General features: G+C 61.1%; 24 protein-coding genes, 2 pseudogenes and 1 riboswitch. Of the genes and pseudogenes, 12 read left to right on the top strand and 14 right to left on the bottom strand.

The window, feature by feature from the left end; translation table 11 throughout:
- Both AB4N42_RS05385 and AB4N42_RS05380 read left to right on the top strand, forming a co-directional pair.
- Complete coding sequence (locus AB4N42_RS05385; protein WP_249877105.1) at positions 1–669, top strand: polysaccharide lyase family 7 protein; 669 nt, start codon at positions 1–3, stop codon at positions 667–669.
- Positions 670–1,126: 457 nt separating this feature from the next.
- Positions 1,127–1,411 (top strand): fructose-bisphosphate aldolase, encoded by a 285-nt coding sequence (locus AB4N42_RS05380; RefSeq protein WP_198796854.1) that lies wholly within the window; start codon positions 1,127–1,129, stop codon positions 1,409–1,411.
- A gap of 251 nt (positions 1,412–1,662) precedes the next feature.
- Here the strand turns inward: AB4N42_RS05380 and fba are convergent, their stop codons facing one another.
- From fba to tkt, 6 genes are all read right to left on the bottom strand, one after another.
- Complete coding sequence (gene fba / locus AB4N42_RS05375; RefSeq protein ID WP_030137853.1) at positions 1,663–2,727, bottom strand: class II fructose-bisphosphate aldolase; 1,065 nt, start codon at positions 2,725–2,727, stop codon at positions 1,663–1,665.
- A 276-nt stretch (positions 2,728–3,003) separates the two neighbouring features.
- The gene (locus tag AB4N42_RS05370; RefSeq protein ID WP_198796855.1) at positions 3,004–3,339 is read right to left on the bottom strand and encodes an MliC family protein; all 336 of its coding nucleotides are present in this window, start codon (positions 3,337–3,339) and stop codon (positions 3,004–3,006) included.
- 57 nt (positions 3,340–3,396) lie between these two features.
- Complete coding sequence (locus AB4N42_RS05365) at positions 3,397–3,621, bottom strand: putative periplasmic lipoprotein (RefSeq protein ID WP_030137855.1); 225 nt, start codon at positions 3,619–3,621, stop codon at positions 3,397–3,399.
- A gap of 31 nt (positions 3,622–3,652) precedes the next feature.
- Positions 3,653–4,816, bottom strand: coding sequence for a phosphoglycerate kinase (locus tag AB4N42_RS05360; RefSeq protein ID WP_030137856.1), 1,164 nt, complete (start codon positions 4,814–4,816; stop codon positions 3,653–3,655).
- Between the two features lie 24 nt (positions 4,817–4,840).
- Positions 4,841–5,896 (bottom strand): erythrose-4-phosphate dehydrogenase, encoded by a 1,056-nt coding sequence (gene epd, locus AB4N42_RS05355; protein WP_030137857.1) that lies wholly within the window; start codon positions 5,894–5,896, stop codon positions 4,841–4,843.
- A gap of 149 nt (positions 5,897–6,045) precedes the next feature.
- Positions 6,046–8,043 carry a transketolase gene (gene tkt / locus AB4N42_RS05350; RefSeq protein WP_258648449.1) on the bottom strand — a complete coding sequence of 666 codons (1,998 nt, stop codon included), beginning with the start codon at positions 8,041–8,043 and terminating at the stop codon, positions 6,046–6,048.
- 256 nt (positions 8,044–8,299) lie between these two features.
- Between tkt and AB4N42_RS05345 the strand changes: the two genes are divergently transcribed.
- Together AB4N42_RS05345 and metK are read left to right on the top strand one after the other, a co-directional pair.
- The gene (locus AB4N42_RS05345) at positions 8,300–9,295 is read left to right on the top strand and encodes an ArsR/SmtB family transcription factor (protein WP_217860536.1); all 996 of its coding nucleotides are present in this window, start codon (positions 8,300–8,302) and stop codon (positions 9,293–9,295) included.
- Between the two features lie 19 nt (positions 9,296–9,314).
- A complete protein-coding gene (gene metK / locus AB4N42_RS05340) occupies positions 9,315–10,505 on the top strand; it encodes a methionine adenosyltransferase (protein ID WP_030137860.1) in 1,191 nt (396 codons plus the stop codon).
- Between the two features lie 81 nt (positions 10,506–10,586).
- On the opposite strand, the gene AB4N42_RS05335 is transcribed toward metK, so the two are convergent.
- Positions 10,587–11,207: a LysE family translocator gene (locus tag AB4N42_RS05335; protein ID WP_258648450.1), complete on the bottom strand. Its 621-nt coding sequence runs from the start codon at positions 11,205–11,207 to the stop codon at positions 10,587–10,589.
- 206 nt (positions 11,208–11,413) lie between these two features.
- On the opposite strand from AB4N42_RS05335, the gene ligB reads away from it, so the two are divergent.
- Together ligB and AB4N42_RS05325 are read left to right on the top strand one after the other, a co-directional pair.
- On the top strand, positions 11,414–13,087 hold the full coding sequence (ligB, locus tag AB4N42_RS05330) for an NAD-dependent DNA ligase LigB (protein ID WP_460115940.1): 1,674 nt from the start codon (positions 11,414–11,416) through the stop codon (positions 13,085–13,087).
- 88 nt (positions 13,088–13,175) lie between these two features.
- Complete coding sequence (locus tag AB4N42_RS05325; RefSeq protein ID WP_030137863.1) at positions 13,176–13,571, top strand: DUF1090 domain-containing protein; 396 nt, start codon at positions 13,176–13,178, stop codon at positions 13,569–13,571.
- Positions 13,572–13,659: 88 nt separating this feature from the next.
- Here the strand turns inward: AB4N42_RS05325 and AB4N42_RS05320 are convergent, their stop codons facing one another.
- On the bottom strand, positions 13,660–14,109 hold the full coding sequence (locus tag AB4N42_RS05320; protein WP_431147226.1) for a c-type cytochrome: 450 nt from the start codon (positions 14,107–14,109) through the stop codon (positions 13,660–13,662).
- 122 nt (positions 14,110–14,231) lie between these two features.
- Between AB4N42_RS05320 and mltA the strand changes: the two genes are divergently transcribed.
- On the top strand, positions 14,232–15,419 hold the full coding sequence (gene mltA / locus AB4N42_RS05315) for a murein transglycosylase A (protein WP_217860540.1): 1,188 nt from the start codon (positions 14,232–14,234) through the stop codon (positions 15,417–15,419).
- Positions 15,420–15,572: 153 nt separating this feature from the next.
- On the opposite strand, the gene AB4N42_RS05310 is transcribed toward mltA, so the two are convergent.
- Positions 15,573–15,956 carry an MAPEG family protein gene (locus AB4N42_RS05310; RefSeq protein WP_030137866.1) on the bottom strand — a complete coding sequence of 128 codons (384 nt, stop codon included), beginning with the start codon at positions 15,954–15,956 and terminating at the stop codon, positions 15,573–15,575.
- Between the two features lie 49 nt (positions 15,957–16,005).
- Positions 16,006–16,839, bottom strand: a complete 834-nt coding sequence (locus AB4N42_RS05305) for an EamA family transporter (RefSeq protein ID WP_030137867.1) — start codon at positions 16,837–16,839, stop codon at positions 16,006–16,008.
- 197 nt (positions 16,840–17,036) lie between these two features.
- Between AB4N42_RS05305 and AB4N42_RS05300 the strand changes: the two genes are divergently transcribed.
- On the top strand, positions 17,037–18,206 hold the full coding sequence (locus AB4N42_RS05300) for an MFS transporter (RefSeq protein WP_460115939.1): 1,170 nt from the start codon (positions 17,037–17,039) through the stop codon (positions 18,204–18,206).
- Here the strand turns inward: AB4N42_RS05300 and AB4N42_RS05295 are convergent.
- On the bottom strand, positions 18,157–19,041 hold the full coding sequence (locus AB4N42_RS05295) for a formate/nitrite transporter family protein (protein WP_030137869.1): 885 nt from the start codon (positions 19,039–19,041) through the stop codon (positions 18,157–18,159). The two genes, AB4N42_RS05300 and AB4N42_RS05295, sit on opposite strands and share 50 nt — an antisense overlap.
- Before the next feature lie 180 nt (positions 19,042–19,221).
- On the bottom strand, positions 19,222–19,623 hold the full coding sequence (locus AB4N42_RS05290; RefSeq protein ID WP_030137870.1) for an acyl-CoA thioesterase: 402 nt from the start codon (positions 19,621–19,623) through the stop codon (positions 19,222–19,224).
- 189 nt (positions 19,624–19,812) lie between these two features.
- Positions 19,813–19,919, top strand: a riboswitch (S-adenosyl-L-homocysteine riboswitch).
- 23 nt (positions 19,920–19,942) lie between these two features.
- Here AB4N42_RS05290 and ahcY point away from each other — a divergent pair.
- The 4 genes and pseudogenes from ahcY (at position 19,943) to AB4N42_RS05270 (ending at position 25,389) form a co-directional block, all read left to right on the top strand.
- Positions 19,943–21,352 (top strand): adenosylhomocysteinase, encoded by a 1,410-nt coding sequence (ahcY, locus tag AB4N42_RS05285; RefSeq protein WP_030137871.1) that lies wholly within the window; start codon positions 19,943–19,945, stop codon positions 21,350–21,352.
- Between the two features lie 160 nt (positions 21,353–21,512).
- Positions 21,513–22,360, top strand: a pseudogene (metF, locus tag AB4N42_RS05280) (methylenetetrahydrofolate reductase [NAD(P)H]).
- A 129-nt stretch (positions 22,361–22,489) separates the two neighbouring features.
- Positions 22,490–23,298, top strand: a pseudogene (locus tag AB4N42_RS05275) (substrate-binding periplasmic protein); the annotation flags it as partial.
- 231 nt (positions 23,299–23,529) lie between these two features.
- Positions 23,530–25,389, top strand: coding sequence for a DEAD/DEAH box helicase (locus AB4N42_RS05270; RefSeq protein ID WP_030137874.1), 1,860 nt, complete (start codon positions 23,530–23,532; stop codon positions 25,387–25,389).
- Positions 25,390–25,638: 249 nt separating this feature from the next.
- Here AB4N42_RS05270 and AB4N42_RS05265 read toward each other — a convergent pair whose 3' ends face one another.
- Both AB4N42_RS05265 and AB4N42_RS05260 read right to left on the bottom strand, forming a co-directional pair.
- Positions 25,639–26,235 (bottom strand): YceI family protein, encoded by a 597-nt coding sequence (locus AB4N42_RS05265; protein WP_030137875.1) that lies wholly within the window; start codon positions 26,233–26,235, stop codon positions 25,639–25,641.
- 32 nt (positions 26,236–26,267) lie between these two features.
- Positions 26,268–26,819 (bottom strand): cytochrome b, encoded by a 552-nt coding sequence (locus AB4N42_RS05260; protein ID WP_030137876.1) that lies wholly within the window; start codon positions 26,817–26,819, stop codon positions 26,268–26,270.
- Positions 26,820–27,000: the final 181 nt, after the last annotated feature.

The raw sequence follows: 27,000 nt of genomic DNA, 5'->3' as shown, positions 1-27,000 counted from the left end.
ATGGTCGATCTTGCAACCTGGAACCTGAGCATTCCCGAAGGCAGCCCGCCAAAAACCATCGAAACCCCTCGTTTGGTGGACGGGTTTCAGGACAAGTATTTCAACTCCTCAGGCAGCACGGTGTACTTCTGGTCACCGGTGACCGGCACCAAGACAGAGAATGCCATTTACCCGCGCAGCGAACTGCGCGAGACCTACAAGGACGGCACCCTGCGCAACTGGGTCTACCCCGACGCCGACAACCAGCTGCGGGCGAGCCTCGTCGTCAACCAGGTGCCCAGCAGCGGCAAGATCGTGATTGGTCAGATCCATGCCAAGGACAGCAGCAAGCCCATGGTCAAGCTGGAATACCAATACAGCGACTCCAGCGCCACCGGCAACATTGTCGCCAAGGTCCGCATGCGTCCCGATGACAGCGAAGGCAGGGTCATCACGGTCGCCACGGGGGTCAAGCTCAACCGGTCATTCTCTTACCGGATCCACCTGGATCGTACCGGCGACTTGGGCATTACCGCGGCGGGTAACAGCTGGTACACCACCGTCGGTCGCGCCTGGCGCGACAAGCCGTTGTACTTCAAGGCCGGTGTGTATGTGCAGGACAACACGGGCTATACCAGCGAAGGTGGGAAGGTGACGTTCAGCGTGTTGGATATCGATCACAACACCTGATTTGCTCCTTCTGAAAATCTCGTAGGAATTTACGCCCCGTGGCGAGGGAGCTTGCTCCCGCTGGGCGGCGAAGCGGCCCCCCTTTCCTCCAGACCTACCGCATTTGCCGGTTTTACGGCGGCTGCGCCCCCGAGCGGGAGCAAGCTCCCTCGCCACGGGGGGCGATGCGTCCTACAGGGGAGATTTTGGCGTTGGGAATCTGCTCTATAGTTCGGGGGGCTGCTGGCTTTGGTCGGTGGGCAGGGGTTTCGCAGCCCTGGTGGGTTAGAATCACGACCGTCAGAAATCGATGTAGGCCTATCCCGCCTACCTCGGCTTTTCATGGCGGCTGTGTGTGGGAGATCTTCGGGTCTGCCGGGTTTCTCTAACTCCTCGGTCTGCGAACCCGCACATGGCTGCCACCTAATTTGTTTCGCAGCGAACGGTGGCAAATATCTATTTGAGTTAGAGGTTTGTCATGAAAGCCGAACAATTGCCCACTCGCTTCACTCCGCTCACCCCGATCGCCACCACCCAGCCCGTCCTGTTCGTCGATAAAACCGTCCCACTGGCCGAGCTCCACGCCTGCGCCAGCGAACGCCTGCATGCGACCCTCGATTACCTGACGCTCATGGCCTGCACCACCCTGCGCGATTCGGCCGCCAGCGATTTCAACACTCTCACCAACGTCGCCCGGATTCTGGTCCAGGATGTTACCGACGTGTTCGGCGTCATTGAACAACGCGGCCTCGAAGACCAATAAAGCCCTCCCGGTGGGAGATGATCCCCTGTGGGAGCGAGCTTGCTCGCGATAGCGCTGGGTCAGTGATAGGGATGTCGGCTGACACAGCGCTATCAGGATCTGTGTGTATGTCCGTTTTTTTGTAACGGCCACTTATGGTTTCGCCCTTACGGGCGGAACCATAAGTGGCCATCATCCAAAAAACGGATATACACAAATCCCACCCATAAAAAAACCCGCATTTCTGCGGGTTTTCTCACAACGCTAAAGCCTTAGTTGACCTTAGCGCTCAACTCACCCTTCAAATACCGCTGATACATGGCTTCCAACGAGATCGGCTTGATCTTCGAAGCATTACCCGCCGTACCAAACGCCTCATAACGCGCAATACAAACATCCCGCATCGCCGTCACCGTCGCACCAAAGAACTTGCGCGGGTCGAACTCGCTAGGATTGGTTGCCATCAACCGACGCATCGCACCGGTGGAAGCCAAACGCAGGTCAGTGTCAATGTTGACCTTGCGCACGCCGTACTTGATGCCTTCGACGATTTCTTCAACCGGCACGCCGTAGGTTTCCTTGATGTCGCCGCCGTACTGGTTGATGATCGCCAGCCACTCCTGCGGTACCGAGGAAGAACCGTGCATCACCAGGTGGGTGTTGGGGATGCGCTTGTGGATTTCCTTGATGCGGTCGATGGCCAGCACGTCGCCAGTGGGCGGTTTGGTGAATTTGTAGGCGCCGTGGCTGGTGCCGATGGCGATGGCCAGGGCGTCGACTTGGGTTTTCTTGACGAAATCCGCGGCTTCTTCCGGATCGGTCAGCATCTGACTGTGATCCAGCACGCCTTCGGCGCCGATGCCGTCTTCTTCGCCGGCCATGCCGGTTTCCAACGAGCCCAGGCAACCCAGTTCGCCTTCCACCGAAACGCCGCAGGCGTGGGCCATGGCGACGGTCTGCTGGGTGACGCGCACGTTGTACTCGTAGTCGGTCGGGGTCTTGCCGTCTTCGCCCAGGGAGCCGTCCATCATTACCGAGCTGAAGCCCAGTTGGATCGAGCGCTGGCAGACGTCAGGGCTGGTGCCGTGGTCCTGGTGCATGCACACCGGGATGTGCGGGAATTCTTCGATCGCCGCCAGGATCAGGTGGCGCAGGAACGGCGCGCCGGCGTATTTGCGGGCACCAGCCGAAGCCTGGACGATCACCGGGGAGTCAGTCTTGTCAGCGGCTTCCATGATGGCGCGCATCTGCTCAAGGTTGTTGACGTTAAAGGCTGGGACGCCGTAGCCGAACTCGGCTGCGTGGTCCAGCATCTGACGCATGCTGATAAGTGCCATTGTGTGTATCTCTCCCGGTCGAGGGTCGTTAATCGTGCCAGCCTGCCGGAGCGGCGGCGGCTATTCAAGTCATTGCGGATCGGGGGTTGGCCCGGGCCGCGTGTTCGGTATCGCTAAACCCAAATATTGACGCGATCCCTGTGGGAGCGAGCTTGCTCGCGATGAGGGTGGCACATTCAACATCTCTGTTGCCTGATAGACCGCTATCGCGAGCAAGCTCGCTCCCACATGGGATCTGCTTCCCTATTCAGATCTGTGTGAATCAGATGAATCTTGTCACTCAGCCTTGCAACCACGTCCGATCAGATCATTGGTGGCGACCCAGTACACCAGGCCTTCCTCACCCTTGATGTGAAACGCCAGCATGTCATCGCTGTACAGCGAACCTTCGGCACCCGGTTCGAGCTTGAGACGATAGACCTTGTCGGCGCCGCCGAGGCGGACATCGACTGCCTTGCGTGCCGCATCGGTGTAACGCCAGAGCACCTTGGCTTCGCTGTCACATGTCCAACTCGTCCAGCCCTCTGCAACGGGTTCGGACGACTGCAGAAAACCCAGTTGCGAGCAACCGGCCAACAATGCCAACGCCATGACGGCGACAAAGCCTTTCATCCGTGTTCCTCGACGGGCGGCACAGGCCGCCCGCCATGAGTTAAAGAGTCTGACCCGTCAAGGGCAACCATGTTCCTTGACCGGCGCTTGCGTCTCGTATTTATCCAGGCCGTCCGGCCCGGAACGCTTGTTCAGCACCGGGTTGGTCTCGGCCTGCCAGTCAGCCTGGTAGCAGCCATCCTCGGGCGTTGGCGCCGCATTATCCGGCGCCGTGGCTTTCGGGCTGCTGGAACAGGCCGCCAGCAACGTCGCAGCCATCAGCACCATGAACGTCTTGACCATTGGAACACTCCTTTGCCTGGTCAACGCTGCCTCAGGCCTTGGCCCGGCTTTCCAGGACTTCCACGGCTGGCAACACTTTGCCCTCGACGAATTCAAGGAACGCGCCACCGCCGGTAGAAATGTAGGAGATCTGCTCAGCCACGCCATATTTATCGATGGCCGCCAGGGTATCGCCACCGCCGGCGATGGAAAACGCGGCGCTTTCGGCGATGGCTTGGGCCAGTACTTTTGTGCCGTTACCGAACTGGTCGAACTCGAACACGCCAACTGGACCGTTCCACAGGATGGTCTGGGAGGATTTCAGCAGTTCAGCGAAATTGGCCGCAGTTTGCGGGCCAATGTCGAGGATCATGTCGTCTTCGGCCACGTCGGCGATCAGCTTCACGGTGGCGGTGGCGCTTTCGGCAAATTCCTTGGCGACCACCACGTCCACCGGCAGCGGCACGCTGACCTTGGCGGCGATTTCACGGGCGGTGTCCAGCAGGTCCGGCTCGTACAGCGACTTGCCAACCGGATGGCCGGCCGCAGCGAGGAAGGTGTTGGCGATGCCGCCACCGACGATCAACTGGTTGCAGACTTGGCTCAGGCTGTTGAGTACATCGAGCTTGGTCGACACCTTGGAACCGGCAACGATAGCGGCCATCGGCTGGGCCGGAGAACCCAGAGCCTTGCCCAGCGCATCGAGTTCGGCGGCCAGCAGCGGGCCAGCAGCGGCGACCTTGGCAAACTTCGCCACGCCATGGGTCGAGCCCTCGGCGCGGTGGGCGGTGCCGAAGGCGTCCATCACGAACACGTCGCACAGGGCGGCGTATTGCTGGGCCAGTTCGTCGGCGTTCTTTTTCTCGCCTTTGTTGAAACGCACGTTTTCGAACAGCACGACGTCGCCAGCCTTGACGTCGACACCGCCCAGGTAATCGGCCACCAGGGGAACGTCACGGCCCAGGGCCTTGCTCAGGTAATCGGCCACAGGCTTGAGGCTGTTTTCCGCCGAAAACTCGCCTTCGGTCGGACGGCCCAAGTGCGAGCAGACCATCACGGCCGCGCCTTTTTCCAGGGCCAGCTTGATGGTCGGCAGCGAGGCCAGGATGCGCGCGTCGCTGGTGACAACACCGTCCTTGACGGGGACGTTGAGGTCTTCGCGGATCAGTACGCGCTTACCTTGCAGATCGAGGTCGGACATCTTCAACACGGTCATGGGTCGCAATTCCTGGGTAACTGTTTAGAGAGCAGGTTTATTGGAAGCTGTTTGCAGGTAATGCTCGGCAACGTCCAGCATTCGATTGGCAAAACCCCATTCGTTGTCGAACCAGGCCAGGATATTCACAAGCCTCGGCCCGGAAACGCGGGTCTGGCTGGCATCGACGATGGCCGAATGCGGGTCGTGGTTGAAATCACAACTGGCGTGAGGCAACTCGGTGTAGGCCAGGAGGCCTTTGAGCGGGCCACTGGTGGCGGCTTCGCGCAGGATCCGGTTGACCTCGGTAGCGTCGGTATCGCTCACGGTCTGCATCGTGATATCGAGGCAGGACACGTTGACCGTCGGCACCCGCACGGCTTTGGCCTGAATTCGCCCGGCAAGTTCCGGCAACAGCCGTTCAATGCCACGCGCCAGACCAGTGGACACCGGAATCACCGATTGGAACGCCGAGCGAGTGCGGCGCAAGTCCTCGTGGTGATAGGCGTCGATCACCGGTTGGTCGTTCATTGCCGAGTGGATCGTGGTAATGGACACGTATTCCAGGCCAATGGCCTGGTCCAGCAGGCGCAACAGCGGCACGCCGCAGTTGGTGGTGCAGGACGCGTTGGAGACCAGCAGCTCTTCGCCGGTCAGGCAGTCCTGGTTCACACCGTAGACGATGGTGGCGTCGACGTCCGCCTCGCTGGCCATCGGCTGGGAAAACAGCACCCGTGGCGCGCCCGCGGCGATGAACCGCTGGCCATCGTCGCGAGTGTTGTAGGCGCCGGAGCATTCAAGCACCAGGTCGACGCCCAGGGACGCCCAATCGATGCCTTCAGGGGTGGCGCTGCGCAGGACCTTCACGCAGTCGCCATTGATATGCAGACAATCGCCCTCGACCCGCACTTCGCCGGGGAACCGGCCATGGGTGGAGTCAAAGCGTGTCAGGTATTCGATGCTGGCCATGTCGGCCAGATCGTTGATGGCCACAATCTCGAACCCGGCCTTCGCCCCTCGCTCGAACAACGCACGCAAGACGCAACGACCAATGCGGCCGTAGCCGTTGAGTGCAACTTTGTAGGGACGCGGTTGGGGCATGGGGGTTCTCTGATCGGGTGAGCCTGTTAAGACTGCATTGCCTGAACTACCGCTTTCGCGAGCAAGCCCGCTCCCACATTAAAAATGCAATCTCATGTGGGAGCGAGCCTGCTCGCGAAGGCGATAGCCCAGGCGACACAATTAGCGGATCAGTCTTCCAGCAGCTCTTCAGCCTGACCCAGGATGTTTTCCAGGGTGAAGCCAAACTCCTCGAACAACGCTGGCGCAGGAGCCGATTCGCCGTAGGTGGTCATGCCGATCACGCGACCTTCCAGGCCCACGTACTTGTACCAGTAATCGGCGTGAGCGGCTTCGATGGCGATGCGCGCGCTGACCTGCAGCGGCAACACCGCTTGCTTGTAGCCGGCGTCCTGGGCGTCGAAAACGCTGGTGCATGGCATGGACACCACGCGCACGTTGCGGCCCTGCTCGGTCAGCTTGTCGTAGGCCTGGACGGCCAGGCCGACTTCCGAACCGGTGGCGATCAGGATCAGTTCAGGCTCGCCGATGCAGTCCTTGAGCACATAGCCGCCACGGCTGATGTCGCCGATCTGGCCGGCATCGCGAGATTGGTGTTGCAGGTTCTGACGGGAGAAGATCAGCGCCGATGGGCCATCGTTACGCTCAATCGCGTATTTCCAGGCCACTGCCGACTCCACGGCGTCACATGGGCGCCAGGTGTCCAGGTTCGGCGTGCAGCGCAGGCTCGCCAGTTGCTCGATCGGCTGGTGAGTCGGGCCGTCTTCGCCCAGGCCGATGGAGTCGTGGGTGAACACGTACAGCACGCGCTTCTTCATCAGGGCCGACATGCGCACGGCGTTGCGGGCGTACTCCATGAACATCAGGAAGGTCGCGCCGTAAGGCACCAGACCGCCGTGCAGGGCTACGCCGTTCATGATCGCACTCATGCCGAACTCGCGAACGCCGTAGTACATATAGTTGCCGCTGGCGTCTTCGGCCGTGACGCCTTTGCAACCTTTCCACAGGGTCAGGTTGGAGCCTGCCAGGTCGGCCGAACCGCCCAGCAGTTCCGGCAGCAGCGGGCCGAAGGCATTCAGGGTGTTCTGGCTGGCCTTGCGGCTGGCGATGGTTTCGCCCTTGGCGGCAACCTCGGCGATGTAGGCAGAGGCTTTCTCGGCGAAGTCGGCCGGCAGCTCGCCGCTGAGGCGACGGACCAGCTCGTTGGCCAGCTCAGGGAATTCAGCGGAGTAGGCAGCAAAGCGCTGGTCCCACTCGGCTTCGGCCGCGCGGCCTTTTTCCTTGGCGTCCCATTCGGCATAGATGTCGGCCGGGATTTCGAACGGACCGTGCTCCCACTTCAGCGCGGCACGGGTCAGGGCGATTTCCTCGGCACCCAATGGCGCGCCGTGGCAGTCTTCCTTGCCCTGCTTGTTCGGCGAACCAAAACCGATGGTGGTCTTGCAGCAGATCAGGGTTGGCTGAGCGCTCTTGCGAGCAGTCTCGATGGCGATCTTGATTTCTTCCGGGTCGTGACCGTCGACGTTGCGGATCACCAGCCAGTTGTAGGCTTCGAAGCGCTTGGGCGTGTCGTCGGTGAACCAGCCTTCGACTTCGCCGTCGATGGAGATGCCGTTGTCATCGTAGAAAGCAATCAGCTTGTCCAGGCCCAGGGTGCCGGCCAAAGACGCGACCTCATGGGAAATGCCTTCCATCATGCAGCCATCACCCAGGAAAACGTAGGTGTGGTGGTCGACAACGTTGTGGTCCGGGCGATTGAACTGCGCGGCCAGGACTTTTTCCGCCAGGGCGAAGCCCACGGCGTTGGCCAGGCCTTGGCCCAGCGGGCCGGTGGTGGTTTCCACGCCAGGGGTGTAGCCGTATTCCGGGTGGCCCGGGGTGCGGCTGTGCAGTTGGCGGAAGTTCTTCAGGTCATCGATCGACAGGTCATAACCGGTCAGGTGCAGCAACGAGTAGATCAACATCGACCCGTGGCCGTTGGACAGCACGAAGCGGTCACGGTCGGCGAACGAAGGGTTGCTCGGGTTGTGCTTGAGGTAGTCGCGCCACAGCACCTCGGCGATATCCGCCATACCCATGGGGGCGCCGGGATGGCCGCTGTTGGCTTTTTGCACGGCATCCATGCTGAGGGCACGAATGGCATTGGCACGCTCACGACGGCTGGGCATCGCTGATCTCCTGGGTTTTGAATAACGAAACTGAAAAAAGGCGAGCATTTTCCCTCACCCACCCGCCCCGGGGCAATCAGATACTCGTCCAAAGGCGATATTTGCGGTGGATAAAGTCGCATTGGCCAGGTGAAACCTTTCCGCTGATGGGGGGTAGAGTCAAGCACGCACTTGGAAGTGCCATTTATCGAGCAATATCAAAACTTTTTGATATTGACCTTGCGATGCGCCAGACCCGTCACTAGACTGCCGACCTATGAATTTACGCGTGCCTTCCATTCGCCATGATGACAGCGATGAGCTGGCGGCCCTTTGCAAGGCCGGCGGCGATCCGTTGCGGCTGAATGTATTGCGCGCCTTGGCCAACGACTCGTTCGGCGTACTGGAACTGGCGCAGATCTTCGGCATCGGCCAATCCGGCATGAGTCATCACCTCAAGGTCCTGGCCCAGGCCGACCTGGTGGCGACACGTCGCGAAGGCAATGCGATTTTCTATCGGCGCGCCCTGCCCCACACCGAGCTGCTAGGTGGCAAGCTGCACGCCGCGTTGCTCGAAGAAGTGGACGAGCTGGACCTGCCGATGGATGTGCGGGAGCGCATTGCCCAGGTCCACGGGCAACGCGCCGCCGCCAGCCAGGATTTTTTCGCACGGGTGGCGGAGAAATTTCGCGCCCAGCAGGATTTGATCGCCGGGCTGCCGCAATACCGTGACAGTGTGGTGGCGCTGCTCGATAAACTGAGTTTCGGACAGGCTGCCACGGCGATAGAAGTCGGTCCCGGCGACGGCGCTTTCCTGCCGGAACTGGCGCGACGCTTCAATCAGGTCACCGCGCTGGACAACAGCCCGGCGATGCTAGAACTGGCCCGCCAGGTGTGCGAACGCGAATCCCTGGCTAATGTCAGCCTGCAACTGGCCGATGCCCTGAACGGCGTCAGCCTGCGGGCCGATTGCGTGGTATTGAACATGGTGCTTCACCATTTTGCCGCACCGGCCGACGCGCTCAAGCACATGGCCAACCTGCTGCAACCGGGCGGTAGCCTGTTGGTGACAGAGTTATGCAGCCACAACCAGAGTTGGGCCAAGGAGGCCTGCGGAGATCTCTGGCTGGGGTTTGAACAGGACGATCTGGCCCGTTGGGCCACCGCTGCGGGCCTCGTGCCCGGGGAAAGCCTCTATGTAGGCTTACGTAATGGTTTCCAGATTCAGGTCCGCCATTTTCAGCGGCCGGCTGGCGACACTCACCATCGGTAACTTGTAGGAAAACATCGAGATGAGCGAATACTCCCTTTTCACCTCCGAGTCCGTGTCTGAAGGGCATCCGGACAAAATCGCCGACCAGATTTCTGATGCGGTGCTGGACGCCATCATTGCTGAAGACAAGTTCGCCCGCGTGGCGTGCGAGACTCTGGTGAAAACGGGCGTGGCGATCATCGCCGGCGAAGTCACCACCTCGGCCTGGGTCGACCTGGAACAGATCGTTCGCGACGTGATCCTCGGGATCGGCTACAACAGCTCCGACGTCGGCTTCGACGGCGCGACCTGCGGCGTGATGAACATCATCGGCAAGCAGTCCCCGGACATCAACCAGGGCGTTGACCGTGCCAAGCCGGAAGATCAGGGCGCTGGCGACCAAGGCCTGATGTTCGGCTACGCCAGCAACGAAACCGACGTATTGATGCCGGCACCGATCACCTTCTCGCACCAGTTGGTCCAGCGTCAGGCAGAAGCCCGCAAATCCGGCCTGCTGCCTTGGCTGCGCCCGGACGCCAAGTCGCAAGTGACTTGCCGTTACGAAGGCGGCAAGGTCGTCGGCATCGACGCGGTCGTGCTGTCGACCCAACACAACCCGGAAGTGTCCTACAAAGATTTGCGCGAAGGCGTGATGGAGCTGATCGTCAAGCACGTGCTGCCTGCCGAACTGCTGTCCAAGGACACCCAGTTCCACATCAACCCGACTGGCCAGTTCATCATCGGCGGCCCAGTGGGCGACTGCGGCCTGACCGGTCGCAAGATCATCGTCGACAGCTACGGCGGCATGGCCCGTCACGGCGGCGGCGCGTTCTCCGGCAAGGATCCGTCCAAGGTTGACCGCTCGGCGGCGTACGCCGGTCGGTATGTCGCCAAGAACATCGTTGCCGCCGGCCTGGCCGAGCGCTGCGAGATCCAGGTTTCCTACGCCATCGGCGTCGCCCAGCCTACGTCCATCTCGCTGAATACCTTCGGCACCGGCAAGATTGGCGACGACAAGATCATCCAACTGGTGCGTGAAGTGTTCGACCTGCGTCCATACGCGATCACCACCATGCTCGACCTGCTGCACCCGATGTACCAGGACACCGCAGCCTACGGCCACTTCGGTCGCACGCCGCAGACCAAGACCGTGGGCGACGACACCTTCACCACCTTCACCTGGGAAAAAACCGACCGCGCCGACGCCCTGCGCGCCGCTGCTGGCCTGTAATACCTCGCTGCAATGAAAAGCCCCTGGCGACCGAGAGTCGCCAGGGGCTTTTTTTTGCTTTTGAGGAGGGTCATACCCGCTTCAGGCGCGGCGCGCCACCAGCAGGAACGACGCAGCGCTCGCCAACAGCCCCGCACACATCCGATTGAACAAGCGCTTGCCGCTCGGCCGGGCAAACAATCGCCGCGCATAAATGCCCATGTAGCAATACAAGCCGATCGCCACGCATTCCAACGCCAGGAACAGCCCGCCCAATACGGCGAACTGCTGAGCGACAGTGCCAGTACGGTCAACGAACTGCGGCAGGAAAGCGGTGAACAACAGAATCGCCTTGGGATTGCCGATTGCCACCAGGAACTCCTGCCGCGCCAGGCTGGCCATGCTCATGGAAACGGTCGTCGCCTCGCCGCTGGCTTCAGGCTGCGCGCGCCACAACTGCACGGCGAGGTAGAAAAGATAACCGGCGCCCACAAGCTTGATGCCGAGGAACAATAGCTCCGAGGTGTGCAGCACCGCCGTCAGCCCCACCGCCGCCAGGGCAATCATGATGGCAAACGCCACCAAACGACCGATGCCGCCGCTGCACGCCTGGACAAAACCATAACGCGAGGCATTGCTGATCGACAGCAGGTTGTTCGGGCCCGGCGCCATGTTCAGCGCGAAGCAGGCCGGGATGAAGACAGCGAGGGTCGTCAGGTCCATCGGTTGCACTCCTGGCAGAGCGGATCAAGCGTCCATTCTGCACCACTCATCGATGGGTTCAAGGGACAGTTGCACAGCCAGATCGGCCAGAATTGTACCTTCGGCACTTTGCCCCCAGGCTTCGCAAAACGCGGTAACGCTCTGGGTCTCGCAACTTTACGCACAGTGGCTAGCCTTCAGGAACTCAACCAAGCAAGGATGCTTCAATGCCACCGTTTTTTTATGCAATCGCCGGTCTTTTATTCATCGCCGTACCCGCAATGGCCACGCCTTGTCCCACCTGGCCCACGGAGCGTGCCCACGCCGAGGTCGCCGCGCTGCAACAGCAAATCGACACGTGGGACGACAGCTATCACCGCCTCGGCCAATCCCAGGTGGCCGACGAACTCTACGATCAGTCCCGCACGCAGTTGAGCCAGTGGCGCAGTTGCTTCAGTCTTCCGGCAATCGATAATCCCCTGCGCTCAGCGGGCGGGACGGTGCGACACCCGGTCGTCCATACCGGCCTGGAGAAACTCAAGGATGCCGAAGCCGTCGGTGCTTGGCTGCACGGTCGCGAAGACGTCTGGGCCCAACCGAAAGTCGATGGCGTGGCGGTGACGCTGGTGTATCGAAAGGGCCAGCTGTATCAGGCGATCAGTCGCGGCGATGGCGTTCTGGGCCAGGACTGGACCGTTAATGCGCGAAAGATCCGCGCCATCCCCCAACGACTGCGCCAGCCCCTGGACCTGGTCGTCCAGGGTGAGTTGTACTGGCGCCTGGAGACTCATGTCCAAGCCGACAGCGGCAGCGTGAATGCCCGCGCAACCATGGCGGGCCTGATGGCACGCACCAACCTGACGATACACGACGGGATCTATATAGGCCTGTTTGTCTGGGAATGGCCTGAAGGGCCCGACACCCTGAGCGAGCGGATGGCCGCGCTGGGTGAGCTGGGCTTCGCTGATACCCTTGACTACAGCCAACCTGTCCGGGACCTGGCCGATGCCGAACGGTGGCGTAACCACTGGTATCGCACCCCGCTGCCATTCGCCAGCGACGGGATCGTTCTACGCCAGAGTCGCCGCCCTCCCGCCGACCGCTGGCAGGCCCGGACGCCGTTCTGGAGCGTCGCCTGGAAATACCCGTACGCCCAAGCCATGGCTGAAGTCCGCAAGGTCAACTTCAAGATCGGTCGCACGGGACGCATCACGCCCGTACTGGAACTTGAACGCATACGACTCGACGACCGATGGATTCGCCGGGTGAGCGTCAGCTCCCTCCAGCGCTGGGAAGAGATGGACATTCGCCCCGGCGATCGGGTCGCCATCAGCCTGGCCGGCCTGACCATTCCGCGTCTTGATGAGGTCGTGCTTCGCAGCCTCGAACGCCAGGAAGTCAACCCACCTGCGGCAGCCGACCATCATTTCCTGAGTTGCTGGCAACCGACGCCCGGCTGCGAAAGCCAATTCCTCGCGCGCCTGGACTGGCTCAGCGGCAAGAATGGCCTCGCCCTGCCCCACGTCGGCCCCGGCACGTGGAAAAAGCTACTGGCCGCCGGTCAACTCGACGGATTGCTGGATTGGTTGACCCTCGATGCCGCCGAGCTTGCTACCATTGCCGGCTTCGGCGAACGCAAAAGTGCCCATCTGCTTGCCAGCCTCGACAGCGCCCGGCAGCGGCCCTTTCGTCAATGGCTCAAGGCCCTTGGCTTGCCGCCCACTGCAAATGCGCGGCTGGACGGACCGTGGCAAGCGCTGGCCGAACGCAGCACTGAACAATGGCAAGTCGAAGCCGGCATCGGGCCGGGACGCGCCGCGCAACTGAGCGCTTTTTTTCGCGACCCGCAGGTGCTGGCCTTGAGTGAGATATTACGCACCGCCGGGGTCGATGGTTTTTAATCCGCCCCCCACGGTTGAACCCAAGGGGCGACTACGCGTTCCAACTGCGCACCTGTACCGACCGCCCGCGAGTTTTTATGGAGTTGTTATGAATTTCCTGCCTCCTGTTGCCCTGCTGGTGCTATGCAGCGCCATGGCCACCTTTTCATTGGCGGACGAGCAAACCCCGGAGCTCACCGGTTGCGCAGCCAAACGCCAAGGCATCATCAATCAGATCGAACTGGCCAAGTCTCGGGGCAACCAGGACCAGCAGGCGGGCCTCGAAACGGCGCTGGACGAAGTCACGACCCATTGTACGGATGCCTCCCTGCGCAAGGAGCGGGAGAACAAAGTGCTCGAAGCCAAGCATGAAGTCAGTCGTCGCCAGGCCGATCTGGACAAGGCCATGAAAAAAGGCGACGCGGAAAGGATCAACAAACGCAAGGACAAATTGGCAGCGTCCCGCAAGGAATTGCAGGAAGCGGTGGATGAGTTGGATAAGTAGGTTCTAGCTGCAAGTTTCCAGCGGCAAGCTGCAAGTTCAAAGCGCCACACTTGCAGCTTTCAGCTTGACGCTTGCAACTGCTTCACAATCAATGATCCCGAAACTCTTTATGGCAGGCACTGCACGCATCTTCGACCTTCTGCACCGCTGGCCCCAGGTTGCTGGCTCGGTAGGGCTGGACCTTGCTGACAATCACCAATTCACCAGTGGCGGCTTCCAGGCTGCGGGCAAGCTCCTGGAAGCGCGCCTGTTTTTTCCAGACCTCATCCGTGGCGCTGGTATGGTCTTGCTCACGTACTGGCGGAAAATGCTTCCAAGGCTCATGGGACAGTTGATCCAGCTTTACCGCACCCTCGGCAAAACGCGCGCCATCGAACGGGACGCGGCCGCGCAGCATGCCGCCCAACTCTTCGTTGGTCTTGAGCATCTGTTTGAAGATCGCCTTGCGCTGGCCCAGGGGAGAGTTGGGATCGACACCGCCACAAGCGGACAGCAGCAGGCAGGCCAGTACGGTCATGGACAATCGTTTTACGAACATTTCGGCCTCGGGACAGGAAACGGCCGTCAGTATCCTCGGGTCATTGGCAAAGGCCAATGGCCCTATCAACAATAGGGGTTGTCGAGCGCCTGAAAACGCTGGATGACCGCAAAGGAAATTTCATGAACAGCCGCATCAAGCCCTGGCACAAAGGCCTGGCATTGACCCTACCGCTGATGGCATTACTGGCTGGCTGCAATCGCGGCGAAAAGGTCGAAGAGCCCCAGACGCACGCCGTCGCGACGTATGCCAGTGCCACTTGGGAAGCGCTGCCAGCGGTATCCGATGAGGACCTGCTGGCCGGCTTCGGTGCCTGGCGCAGCGCTTGCACCCGACTCAAGGCGGACGCAACCTGGGGCCCAACCTGCGCGGCTGCCGCCAATGTGCCGCAGACCGCAAAGGCCGTGCGCAATTTCTTGAAGCAGAACCTGGACGTCTTTGGCCTGCGCTCGGGCGATAACAGCCCCAATGGCCTGATTACCGGCTACTACGAACCGGTCTACCCTGGCAGTCTCACCCAGACCGCGAAGGCGAATATTCCGGTCTATGGCGTACCGGACGACATGATTATCGTGTCCCTGGACAGCATTTATCCTGAGCTGAAGGGCAAACGCCTGCGCGGGCGCCTCGAAGGCCGGGTGCTCAAGCCTTACGACGATGCCGCCGCCATCGAAACCAAGGGCGTGAAGGCGCCGGTTATCGCCTGGCTGACGGACCCGATGAACCTGCAATTCCTGCAGATCCAGGGTTCGGGACGCATTCGGCTTGATGACGGCCGCCAGGTGCGCATCGGCTATGCCGACCAGAACGGCCACCCGTATCGACCCATTGGCCGCTGGTTGGTTGAGCAGGGAGAGCTGAAAAAGGAAGACGTGACCATGGGCACCATCAGCGCCTGGGCCAAGGCCAACCCCCACCGCATTCCTGAATTGCTGGGCAGCAACCCCAGCTATGTGTTCTTCAACCGCAACCCCGACAGCAACGAAGGCCCGCGAGGCTCGTTGAACGTCCCGCTCACCGCCGGCTACAGCGTAGCGGTAGATCGCAAGGTCATTCCGTTGGGCAGCCTGTTGTGGCTGTCCACCACACGCCCCGACGGCAGCGCCTTGAACCGCCCCGTCGCCGCCCAGGATACGGGCGGGGCCATTGCCGGTGAAGTGCGGGCCGACTTGTTCTGGGGCACGGGCGAAACGGCCGGGCAACTGGCGGGGGACATGAAGCAACAAGGCCAGATCTGGATGCTCTGGCCCAAGGGCATGGCGTTGCCCCAGGTGCCGCAGGTGGCGAATGCGGTGACCGCAGCCCCCTAGGAATGTGTTGACTGTGCGGGCCATTTCGCGAGCAGGCTCGCTCCCACAATGGGTTTCGATGAATACAGATTTTTGTGCATACACTCGATCCAATGTGGGAGCTAACCTGCTCGCGGAGAGGCCAGCACCGGCGCGTTCATTCAAATACCAGGCTCAGACCGAAACAAAGAAGAAACTCAGCACCAACCCCACCCCCACGAACCACACCAGCGAACGCAGGACCGCCCAGTCGGCCAGGTAGCAAATGATGTAGAGCAGGCGGCTGGTGATGAACAGCACGGCCAGCACGTTGATAGTCACCAACTCGGCATTGCCGGCCAGATGCGCGACGATCACCGCCGCTGCGAAAAAAGGTGTGATCTCGAAGCTGTTCAGTTGCGCGGCGTATGCACGCCGGGGAGCGCCCTCGAGCGAGTCCAGGAAATCCCGCGGATCGTAGTTATCCCGTAGCCTGAACCGCCCGCCCGCCTTGGCGATCGCCACACACAGGTAAGGCAGCAGAAAGGCAATCAACACACACCACAGCGCAACCGTCATGACGCAGTTCCTTCTTTGAATTTATGGAAAATCGAGAGTCGGCCATTGCTTAGAATTTCATGACCAGCATGCCAACCAGCACCAGCCCGCAGGCTAAGAGTCGCGGCCGGCCGAAAGGTTCTTTCAGGTAGCGCATGCCGAAGAGCACCACCAGGATCACGCTGATCTCCCGCAGCGCCGCGGCTTCGGCGATCGAGCCCAATTGCATCGCCCATAGCACCAGAGCGTAGCTGAACAATACGCAGAACCCGACCGCCAGCCCCAAGCGCCATTGTTCACGCCAGAACAGCATGAACGCCGGTCGTTTGCCGACCAGCGCCAACAGAGGAAACGGCCAGGCACTGAGCAGCGTGATCCAGACCAGGTAATCCAGCGGATGAGGCCAGCGGCGCAGGGCCTGGCCATCGATGAAGGTGTAGCCGCCGATGCACAGGCCGATCAGCGCGACCACCGGCAGCATCGACCAGGGCAACCGCTCGCCACCACCGCCCTGCCACAACAGGCACAGCATGCCGAACGGTATCAGCAGGATGCCGATGATCTGTTGCGTCGTCAGGACTTCACCGGCAAACATCAGCGTCAGGGCCAGCACCACGAGCGGAGAGAGGCCGCGCATCAAGGGATAGACCAGCCCCAGGTCACCGACCCGATAAGCCTGGATCAGCAAATAGCGATACAACAGCTCGAATGCAGCCGACGCCAGGATCCATGGCCAGATTTCCAGCGGCGGCCATTCCACGAAGCCCACCGCCAATGCCCCGAACAGCAACGCGACAGTGTCCATGCACGCCACCACCAACAACCGCTCGCCACTGAACTTGATCAGCGTATTCCATGCCGCATGCAACAGCGCCGCGACCAATACCAACACCGTTGCCAGCACGGCACGCTCCTTGATTCCGCCCGTAGAATTGACTCGCGATCCTTCAACAGCTGTTTATACTGCACGCAACCACGCCGCACTTCAGTTGCGCATAGATCAATACCAATAATTCTGCCTGCCGCCCGTTCGATCGAACCAAGGCGCCGGCATGCGTATGCCTGATCCGAGCGTCAAGACTACAGACAGAGACCTTGCGCATGCCACTTGCTTTGCTTGCTTTGGCCGTCGCCGCTTTCGGCATCGGCACGACTGAATTCGTCATCATGGGGCTGCTGCCCGATGTCGCCCGTGACCTGGCCGTGAGCATTCCCCAGGCCGGGTTGCTGATCACCGGTTATGCCCTGGGGGTGGTATTTGGCGCACCGATCCTGGCGATCGGCACCGCGAACATGCCGCGCAAGGCCACGTTGCTGGGCATGACACTGATGTTCATCCTCGGCAATGTGCTGTGTGCCCTGGCCCCGAACTACACCACGCTGATGGCCGCCCGGGTGATTACCGCTCTGTGCCACGGCGCTTTTTTTGGTATCGGCTCGGTGGTGGCGGCCGGGTTGGTGGCGCCGAACAAACGGGCCCAGGCCATCGCGATGATGTTTACCGGCCTGACCTTGGCGAACGTCCTGGGTGTTCCCTTGGGCACGGCGCTGGGCCAATACGCGGGTTGGCGGGCGACGTTCTGGGCGGTTTCGGTGATTGGCATCATTGCCGCCGTTGCCCAATGGGTCTGGCTGCCCAGGGAAATCCCCATGGACAAGGCCAACCTTGCCAGCGAATTCAAGGTACTCGGCAAGGTCAATGTGCTGCTGGCGCTGGGCATGAGCGTGCTGGCCTCCACCAGTCTGTTCAGCGTGTTCACCTACATCGCGCCGATCCTGCAGGACATCACCGGGGTCAGTCCCCACGGCGTCACCGTCATGCTGCTGTTGTTCGGCGTTGGCCTGACGGCGGGCAGTTTCCTCGGCGGACGCTTGGCTGACCGGCGCCTGCTACCGTCCCTGGTGGGCATGGCGCTGGCCGTGGTGCTGGTGCTTGCCGCGTTCAGCCAGACCAGTCAATCGGTGATTCCGGCGGCGATTACTCTGGTGCTGTGGGGCATCTTTGCCTTCGCCCTGTGCCCGATCCTGCAACTGCTGATCATTGACCAGGCCCATGAGGCACCGAATCTTGGCTCGACCCTGAACCAGAGCGCCTTCAACCTCGGCAATGCCGTCGGCGCCTGGATCGGCGGGCTGGTCGTCGCCAGCGGTGCCAACCTTGCCGATCTGCCGTGGACCGGCGCGCTGGTGGGCGGGCTCACCGTACTGGCAGCGCTCTACTTTATTTATCGCCAGCGTCGTCAGGGCGCCGTGGCAGGCTTTGCCGACTGAGGGGCGTATTGGTCTCGCTGCGCACCTGCGCATGGCTGATCAGCGCGAAGATGAAACTGCCACCGATGATGTTCCCCGCCAGGGTGGGCGCGGCGAACACCATCCAGAAATCTTCCCAGGACAACTGGCCAGCGAATACCAGATACGACACCTCGGCTGAACCGACCACGATGTGGGTGAAATCCCCGAGCGCCATCAAGTAGGTGATCAACACGATGATCAACATCTTGGCGCTTTCCATGGACGGAATCATCCACACCATGGTGGCAATCATCCAACCGGAAATGATGCCCTTGGCGAACATCTGGCCGCTGTCGTTCTCCATGACCTTGCGCCCGATATCCAGGAACGCCAAGTCGGTGCGCTGATCGAAAATCGGCAGGTGCAGCATCACGTAGGCCACCAGCAACGTACCGCACAGGTTGCCCACCAGCACCACGCCCCATAACCGGAACAATCGACCGAAATTGCCCAAGGTTGGCTTGCTCATGATGGGCAGCACAGCGGTCAGGGTGTTTTCGGTAAACAATTGCTGACGCGCCAGGATCACCGCCAGGAAGCCCGCGCAGTAGCCGAAACTGGCGATCACCTTGAAGCCGTCGTGGTCGGGCAGCCTGGAGTTGAGCAGTCCCATCGCCATCAGCGACAATCCCATGGTCAATCCCGCCGCCAGGGCCGACCACCACAGTGCCGCGACGCTGCGCTCCAGCTCCTGGTTGCCCTGGGTGCGAATGATCTCGTGCAGAACCGCCGCCCTCGGCGGCTGGTTGCGGTCGACCTCGTGCTGTTCCTCTGCCGAGAGGTCAGGGGTCTTGCCGTCTTCGTGAGTGTCCATACAGCTCCTGAACCGGTGGCGTGATGTACCTACGACACACGGCATCCGGAGCTGTTCAGTGATGCCGGCAAATCACAGGCGCCTGCAGAACCGCCTTCGCGAGCAGGCTCGCCCCCACAGAGTCTCCGTTGGCGTTCAATGCGGGCGAACCTGCTCGCGAGGAGGGGCGCGCCGCCGACGTCACTCGACGGTATCGTCCTTGAACTGATCCTTGACGTACTTGATCTCGGTCCTGCCGTGAGGGGCCGGCAGGCCGTCTTCGCCGAGATTGACGAAGACCATTTTCTCCACCGTCAGGATGCTCTTGCGGGTGATCTTGTTGCGCACTTCGCACGTCAGGGTGATGGAGGTGCGACCGAACTCGGTGGCGGTGATGCCCAGTTCGATGATGTCGCCCTGGCGCGAAGCACTGACAAAATTGATTTCGGAAATGTACTTGGTGACCACGCGCTGGTTACCCAGCTGGACGATGGCATAGATGGCCGCCTCTTCGTCGATCCAGCGCAACAAGCTGCCACCGAACAGCGTGCCATTGGGGTTGAGGTCTTCGGGCTTGACCCATTTGCGGGTATGGAAATTCATGATCACTCCTGGACGTCTGGCCGATGAATGCCCGCATCATGGCAGACGAGGCGCGCGGGCTCTACGTCGCCGCCCCTATAACGATCATCGGCAATTTCGATTTGCCGACAGAAACCCTTTGGAAGATCCGATTAGGCCGTTATAATCGCCCCCGTTTCATCGGCCCACGCTTTGGGCCGCTCCCGCCACCTGTCCGAGGGGCGCTGCAGCAGGCTCGACCTGTCAGGCTCGGATGGGGCGTTGCCCGTACGGGGCTCCTCGTACAGGCACTAAACGCACAACGGCGCCCATTCGCATACATTACGAATGGAGGCTCTTCATGAGCGCTGTTATCACGCCTGCCGCTTTTACCGACTACAAAGTCGCCGACATGTCCCTGGCTGCCTGGGGCCGTCGCGAAATCATCATCGCCGAATCCGAAATGCCAGCCCTGATGGGCCTGCGTCGCAAATACTCTGGCGAACAGCCATTGAAAGGCGCAAAAATCCTCGGCTGCATCCACATGACCATCCAGACCGCCGTGCTGATCGAAACCCTGGTTGCCCTGGGTGCCGAAGTGCGCTGGTCTTCCTGCAACATCTTCTCGACCCAGGACCAGGCCGCTGCCGCCATCGCCGCCGCCGGCATCCCGGTGTTCGCCTGGAAAGGCGAGACCGAGCAAGAGTACGAGTGGTGCCTGGAGCAGACCATCCTCAAGGATGGCCAGCCATGGGACACCAACATGATCCTCGACGACGGCGGCGACCTGACCGAGCTGCTGCACAAGAAATACCCGGCCGTACTGGACAAGGTCCACGGCGTGACCGAAGAAACCACCACCGGCGTACACCGTCTGCTGGACATGCTGGCCAAGGGCGAGCTGAAGATCCCGGCCATCAACGTCAACGACTCGGTGACCAAGAGCAAGAACGACAACAAATACGGCTGCCGTCACAGCCTCAACGACGCCATCAAGCGCGGCACCGACCACCTGTTGTCGGGTAAGCAAGCGCTGGTGATCGGCTACGGTGACGTGGGCAAGGGTTCGGCCCAGTCCCTGCGCCAGGAAGGCATGATCGTCAAGGTGTCCGAAGTCGACCCGATCTGCGCCATGCAAGCCTGCATGGACGGTTTCGAGCTGGTTTCGCCGTTCATCGACGGGATCAACGACGGCACCGAGGCCAGCATCGACAAGGCCCTGCTGGGCAAGATCGACCTGATCGTGACCACCACCGGCAACGTCAATGTCTGCGACGCCAACATGCTCAAGGCCCTGAAAAAGCGCGCCGTGGTCTGCAACATTGGTCACTTCGACAATGAAATCGACACCGCTTTCATGCGCAAGAACTGGGCATGGGAAGAAGTGAAGCCACAGGTCCACAAGGTTCACCGCACCGGCGCTGGCAGCTTCGACCCACAGAACGATGACTACCTGATCCTGCTGGCCGAAGGCCGCCTGGTTAACCTGGGCAACGCCACCGGTCACCCAAGCCGCATCATGGACGGTTCGTTCGCCAACCAGGTCCTGGCCCAGATCTTCCTGTTCGGCCAGAAATACGCCGACCTGTCGCCAGCCCAGAAGGCCGAGCGCCTGACCGTGGAAGTACTGCCGAAGAAACTCGACGAAGAAGTGGCCCTGGAAATGGTCCGCGGTTTCGGCGGCGTGGTCACCAAGCTGACCAAGCAACAGGCTGACTATATCGGCGTCACCGTCGAAGGCCCGTTCAAGCCGCACGCTTATCGCTACTGATCGGTGCTATTGCCTGCTCTCCTTGTGGGAGCGGGCTTGCTCGCGAAATAGGTTCATCATTCAACATTGATGCGCCTGACACTCCGCCTTCGCGGGCAAGCCCGCTCCCACATTGTGCTGCGCAAGGTCTCCAAGCCCACGAGTTTCCAAGGATATGACCATGTCCCAAGACCGTCGCTACAGCTTCGAGTTCTTCCCGACGAAGACCGATGCTGGGCATGAAAAGCTGATCGCCACTGCTCGCCAGTTGGCAAGCTACAACCCTGATTTTTTCTCCTGCACCTACGGCAGCCAAGCGGTTCGACCCGTGACCGTACGCTGAATACCGTGCTGCAGCTCGAAAGCGAAGTCAAAGTCCCTGCCGCACCGCACTTGTCCTGCGTGGGTGACAGCAAGGACGACCTGCGCAGCCTGCTGACCCAATACAAGGCCGCAGGGATCAAGCGCATCGTAGCCCTGCGCGGCGACCTGCCCTCGGGCATGGGCATGGCCAGCGGCGAGCTGCGCCACGCCAATGAACTGGTTGAGTTCATTCGCGAAGAAACCGGCGAGCACTTCCACATTGAAATCGCCGCCTATCCGGAGATGCACCCCCAGGCGCGCAATTTCGAAGACGATTTGCGCAACTTCGTGCGCAAGGCCAACGCTGGCGCCAGCAGCGCAATCACCCAGTACTTCTTCAACGCCGACAGCTATTTCTATTTCGTCGAGCGCGTTCGCCAGATGGGTGTCGAGATTCCGGTAGTGCCGGGAATCATGCCGATCACCAACTACAGCAAGCTCGCACGCTTCTCTGACGCCTGCGGCGCGGAGATCCCCCGATGGATCCGCAAGCAACTGGAAGCCTACGGCGACGACACCGCCAGCATCCAGCGCTTCGGTGAAGAGGTCATCACGCAGATGTGTGAACGCTTGCTACAGGGCGGCGCACCGGGGCTGCACTTCTATACCCTGAACCAGGCAGAGCCTAGCCTCGCGGTGTGGAACAATCTCAAGCTGCCGCGTTAAAGCCAACTTGATGTGTACGCAAAGGCCCTGGCACAACCAGGGCCTTTTTTGATCCCGTCCAAGCAAAGCCACAGCCCGCGTGCCAGAGCGCTCTAGCTATTTGACAGGCTCTCGTCGTAACCTCCGGTCATGCCTGTAATCGCCCGTTTAACGACACTTCTTCTCTTGTGCCTGAGCTTCGCTGCCCAGGCCGAGAAATTGCGCATTGTCACCGAACCCTGGGCACCCTATGTCTACGAGGAAAACGGCAAGATCCTCGGCTTGGACTATGAAACAACAGCCATCGTCTTCAAGCGCCTGGGCATCGACGTCGAATGGCAGTTGCTGCCCTGGAAGCGCTGCCTGGCGATGCTGGAACAGGGGTTGGCGGACGGTGCGCTGGACATCTTCCACAGCGACGAGCGCGACGCCCTGCTGCTTTACCCCAGCGAACCGCTGTCGGACGTCGAGTTTGTGATGTTCTATGCCAACGCCCGGCCTCATCCATTTCGTACGCTCGATGAACTCGATGGACTGACCGTGGGGACCTCGCCAGGTTATCTGTATAGCCAGGCTTTCAGGGAATCGTCCCGATTCAAACGGGAGACTGCGCCGACTCATGAAGCCAACTTCGGCAAATTGCAATTGGGTCGGATCGACCTGCTCATTACCGACCGCCGGGTGGGCCGGCATGTGCTCAAGGCGCTGCAACTAGGCGACCAGATCACGGAGAACCCTTTGGTCGTCAGCCGACAAAGCCAATACCTGGCGGTACGGCGCAAGGCCGGCATGGATTTGCTCGTGCAACGCTTCGGCGCAGAACTCAAGCGTTTCAAGCATGAGCCGGCCTACGCCGAACTGAGTGCCCGATATGGCGCAGGCTCCAGTGCCAACGTTGCGCCGCGCGACACCGTGCCACGCTGAAATACGCCGTTGAGCAGCAGGAAAGCGGCGCACGGCGATTGCTCTGTTATACTCCGGCCTTCCCGCCAGGCTCACGCCCGGACGCCCGGTCTTGCAAAAGGCATCCCGACACCGCTACAGCGCAGCTTCCAGCCCGCGCGAGCCCTGTCCGGACCCGCCTTCCAGACCCGGCAGGACCGGACGGGATGAGGTCTTCGATCGACCATCATTCGCGCCAGGCAAGACTATCCCATTGGGCCAGGCCCTCACTAAAAACAGGATTACTCATGTCCTTTGCTTCCCTCGGTCTCTCCGAGGCTTTAGTCGGCGCCATCGAAGCCGCCGGCTACACCCAGCCTACCCCGGTGCAACAGCGGGCCATCCCCGCCGTGTTGCAAGGTCGCGACCTGATGGTCGCCGCACAGACAGGTACGGGCAAGACCGGCGGTTTCGCCCTTCCGATCCTGGAACGGCTGTTCCCGAACGGTCACCCGGACAAATCCCAGCGTCATGGCCCGCGCCAACCGCGCGTACTGGTCCTGACGCCTACCCGCGAACTGGCGGCCCAGGTGCACGAGAGCTTCAAGGTCTACGCTCGTGACCTGAAATTCGTCAGTGCCTGCATTTTTGGCGGTGTCGGCATGAACCCGCAGGTCCAGGCCATGGCGCGCGGCGTCGACGTGCTGGTGGCCTGCCCCGGCCGCCTGCTGGACCTCGCCGGCCAGGGCAGCGTCGATCTGTCCCACGTGGAAATCCTCGTGCTGGACGAAGCCGACCGCATGCTCGACATGGGTTTTGTCCATGATGTGAAGAAAGTCCTGGCCCGCCTTCCAGCCAAGCGCCAGAACCTGCTGTTTTCGGCGACCTTCTCCAAGGACATCACCGACCTGGCCGGTAAGCTGTTGCACAACCCGGAACGCATCGAAGTCACGCCGCCGAACACCACGGTCGAGCGAATCGAACAGCGCGTATTCCGCCTTCCCGCCAGCCACAAGCGTGCCCTGCTGGCACACCTGATCACCACCGGCGCCTGGGAACAGGTCCTGGTTTTCACCCGCACCAAGCATGGCGCCAATCGCCTGGCCGAATACCTCGACAAACACGGCCTGCCCGCCGTCGCGATCCATGGCAACAAGAGCCAGAACGCTCGTACCAAGGCCCTGGCCGACTTCAAGGCCGGCGAAGTGCGCATCCTGGTGGCCACCGACATCGCCGCACGCGGCCTGGACATCGATCAGTTGCCTCACGTCGTCAACTTCGAGTTGCCCAACGTCGATGAAGACTATGTGCACCGTATCGGCCGTACTGGCCGGGCCGGTCGTTCGGGCGAAGCGATTTCCCTGGTCGCGCCGGACGAGGAAAAGCTGCTCAAGAGCATTGAGCGCATGACCAAGCAGAAGATTCCCGACGGCGACCTGATGGGCTTCGATGCCAGCACGATCGAGGCCGAGAAGCCTGAAGTGCGCGAGCGTCCGGACGTCCGCAACCCGCGTAACCCAAGAGGCCCGCGTGGCGATGGCCCGAATGGCAGCGGTGGCGGTCGCAAGGACAAAGGAAAAGACAAGGGCAAGGAAAAGCCGGCCAGCAACGGTCGCGGCGAACGCCCGGCCCGCGAACAGAAACCCCGCGAGGGCTCCCCGGCCCGTGAGCAGCAGCGCCCGGCACCTCGCGCCGCATCTGATCGCGCCCCAGACGAGTTCCTGGACGACGATATCGACAATTTCGGCAACCGCGTCGACTACGTACCCCAGCAGAAACCGGCCGCAGGCCGCGGTCGCCGCCCAGGCGCCCCGGCACAAGGCGCAGGTTCAGGCGCACCGCGCAATGGCCAGCCCCAAGGGCGCCAGAACGGACCGCGCAACAGCAATGGTTCGTCCACCGGCACCCCACCGGCCAAGCGCAACGGCCCGCGCAACGGTGCGCCACGTGACGGCCAGGCCCGTCGTGAAGACTCCCGTCCACGACGCCCAGCCCGTGGCGACGACCAGGCTCGCCAGGAGCCCGCGGTGCAGAACCCGCGTGGCAACCAGCCGAAAATCATCCACAAGGAATCGAAAACCGATCGTTTCCCGACGCCTGAACAGCTGGATCAACTGCCAAGCCGTCCGCGTGGCGAAAAACCGGCCTTGCTGACACGCAATCGCTGAGTTTTCCCAAGCCATGAAAAATGCCCCGGGTCTCGCGACCCGGGGCATTTTTTTTGGCCCGACACACTTCCAAATGTGGGAGCGAGCTTGCTCGCGATGGCGGCAGTCCTGTCACATTAAGGTTGGCTGATGCACCGCTATCGCGAGCAAGCTCGCTCCCACAGGGTCCTTTGTATCACCCGGAACCCGGTGCAATAAAAAACGCCCCTGGCCGCAAGACCAGGGGCGTTTTTTCGTCAGACGCGAACGTTACTTCGCTTTGACACCCTCAAACGAGATGTACAGCTCAACGGCGTCGGATTGCGGACCCAGGTCCATCATTTTTCCGAAGTCGGAACGCTTGATGGTGGTGGTGCCCTCAAAGCCAGCGCGGTAGCCGCCCCATGGATCCTTGCCCTCACCCAGGAATGTCGCTTTCACCACGATTGGCTTGGTGACGCCGTGCAAGGTCAGATCACCCGTCACGTCGGCAGTGTCCTTGCCGTCGGCGTTTTTACCAGTGGGCTTGACGCCGGTGGATACGAATTTGGCGTCAGCGTATTTGGCCACTTCCAGGAAGTCTTTGCTGGCAATGTGTTTGTCGCGCTCGGCGTGGTTAGTGAAAACACTGGCGGTACGAACGTTGAACTCGATCTTGCTGGCTTCAGGCTTGGCGGCGTCGAAGCTGAACTTGCCGTCGATGTCCTTGAAGGTACCGGTGATGTAGCTATAGCCCAGGTGGCTGATCTTGAAATCAACGAAGGCGTGCTGGCCTTCCTTGTCGACCACATAGTCGGCAGCCATGGCCTGGCCGGCGGACAGCAGGGCAGAACCGATTGCCAGGGCGGCGAGCGTCTTTTTCAACATGCTTTCTATTCCTTTGGAGTCGAGGTTGAACATCAGGCTTGGCGCCCCAGCATGCGCTTGAGGGTCGCGTCACGGTCGATAAAGTGGTGTTTCAATGCTGCCAACGCATGGAGGCCGGAAAAAATTACCAGCGCCCATGCGAGGTACAGGTGGATCTGGCCGGCGACGTCTGCCTGGTCGGGCAGTCCGGACACCAGCGCGGGCACTTCAAACAGACCAAACACCGAGATCCCGACACCGTCTGCGGTGGAAATCAGGTAGCCGGCGATCATCACGGCAAACAGCCCGAGATACAGTGCGCTATGGCCAACCTTGGCGCCTACGCGGGTGAGACGACCATAGGTTTCCAGGGTCGGTGGCGGTGGGCTGACAAAACGCCAGAGCACTCGCAGCACCATCACCGCCAACAGCACCAGGCCGATGCTCTTGTGCAGCTCCGGCGCGTCTTTGCGCCAGGAACTGTAGTAATCCAGCCCGACCATCCACAGGCCCAGCGCAAACAACCCGTACACCGCCAGGGCAACGGCCCAATGCGAAACGATGCTGACCCAGCCATAGCGAGAAGAAGAGTTGCGTAGCTGCATTGCCCATATCCTGTAAAAACTTCGACCAAGACTAGCGAGTTATCTATCGATTTAAAGCGGAAATTTTCGCTTTGAAATATCGAGAAATACGATCATCAGTCTGGGAGGGGTGCGTTAAGGAAAGATTAAAGCGGATGCGTTGCGTGGTGGCGAGGGGAAGCGTGCATGGATCCCGCAGGGT

The organism is Pseudomonas sp. H2_D02, from assembly GCF_054677635.1.
This window is presented reverse-complemented; position numbering and strand designations above follow the sequence as displayed.

Excerpts from the sequence above, each read along its gene's own strand:
- AB4N42_RS05385 (WP_249877105.1), top strand. The coding sequence starts at position 1 with ATGGTCGATCTTGCAACCTGGAACCTGAGCATTCCCGAAGGCAGCCCG.
- AB4N42_RS05380 (WP_198796854.1), top strand. The coding sequence starts at position 1,127 with ATGAAAGCCGAACAATTGCCCACTCGCTTCACTCCGCTCACCCCGATC.
- fba (WP_030137853.1), bottom strand. The coding sequence starts at position 2,727 with ATGGCACTTATCAGCATGCGTCAGATGCTGGACCACGCAGCCGAGTTC.
- AB4N42_RS05370 (WP_198796855.1), bottom strand. The coding sequence starts at position 3,339 with ATGAAAGGCTTTGTCGCCGTCATGGCGTTGGCATTGTTGGCCGGTTGC.
- AB4N42_RS05365 (WP_030137855.1), bottom strand. The coding sequence starts at position 3,621 with ATGGTCAAGACGTTCATGGTGCTGATGGCTGCGACGTTGCTGGCGGCC.
- AB4N42_RS05360 (WP_030137856.1), bottom strand. The coding sequence starts at position 4,816 with ATGACCGTGTTGAAGATGTCCGACCTCGATCTGCAAGGTAAGCGCGTA.
- epd (WP_030137857.1), bottom strand. The coding sequence starts at position 5,896 with ATGCCCCAACCGCGTCCCTACAAAGTTGCACTCAACGGCTACGGCCGC.
- tkt (WP_258648449.1), bottom strand. The coding sequence starts at position 8,043 with ATGCCCAGCCGTCGTGAGCGTGCCAATGCCATTCGTGCCCTCAGCATG.
- AB4N42_RS05345 (WP_217860536.1), top strand. The coding sequence starts at position 8,300 with ATGAATTTACGCGTGCCTTCCATTCGCCATGATGACAGCGATGAGCTG.
- metK (WP_030137860.1), top strand. The coding sequence starts at position 9,315 with ATGAGCGAATACTCCCTTTTCACCTCCGAGTCCGTGTCTGAAGGGCAT.
- AB4N42_RS05335 (WP_258648450.1), bottom strand. The coding sequence starts at position 11,207 with ATGGACCTGACGACCCTCGCTGTCTTCATCCCGGCCTGCTTCGCGCTG.
- ligB (WP_460115940.1), top strand. The coding sequence starts at position 11,414 with ATGCCACCGTTTTTTTATGCAATCGCCGGTCTTTTATTCATCGCCGTA.
- AB4N42_RS05325 (WP_030137863.1), top strand. The coding sequence starts at position 13,176 with ATGAATTTCCTGCCTCCTGTTGCCCTGCTGGTGCTATGCAGCGCCATG.
- AB4N42_RS05320 (WP_431147226.1), bottom strand. The coding sequence starts at position 14,109 with ATGTTCGTAAAACGATTGTCCATGACCGTACTGGCCTGCCTGCTGCTG.
- mltA (WP_217860540.1), top strand. The coding sequence starts at position 14,232 with ATGAACAGCCGCATCAAGCCCTGGCACAAAGGCCTGGCATTGACCCTA.
- AB4N42_RS05310 (WP_030137866.1), bottom strand. The coding sequence starts at position 15,956 with ATGACGGTTGCGCTGTGGTGTGTGTTGATTGCCTTTCTGCTGCCTTAC.
- AB4N42_RS05300 (WP_460115939.1), top strand. The coding sequence starts at position 17,037 with ATGCCACTTGCTTTGCTTGCTTTGGCCGTCGCCGCTTTCGGCATCGGC.
- AB4N42_RS05295 (WP_030137869.1), bottom strand. The coding sequence starts at position 19,041 with ATGGACACTCACGAAGACGGCAAGACCCCTGACCTCTCGGCAGAGGAA.
- AB4N42_RS05290 (WP_030137870.1), bottom strand. The coding sequence starts at position 19,623 with ATGAATTTCCATACCCGCAAATGGGTCAAGCCCGAAGACCTCAACCCC.
- ahcY (WP_030137871.1), top strand. The coding sequence starts at position 19,943 with ATGAGCGCTGTTATCACGCCTGCCGCTTTTACCGACTACAAAGTCGCC.
- AB4N42_RS05270 (WP_030137874.1), top strand. The coding sequence starts at position 23,530 with ATGTCCTTTGCTTCCCTCGGTCTCTCCGAGGCTTTAGTCGGCGCCATC.
- AB4N42_RS05265 (WP_030137875.1), bottom strand. The coding sequence starts at position 26,235 with ATGTTGAAAAAGACGCTCGCCGCCCTGGCAATCGGTTCTGCCCTGCTG.
- AB4N42_RS05260 (WP_030137876.1), bottom strand. The coding sequence starts at position 26,819 with ATGCAGCTACGCAACTCTTCTTCTCGCTATGGCTGGGTCAGCATCGTT.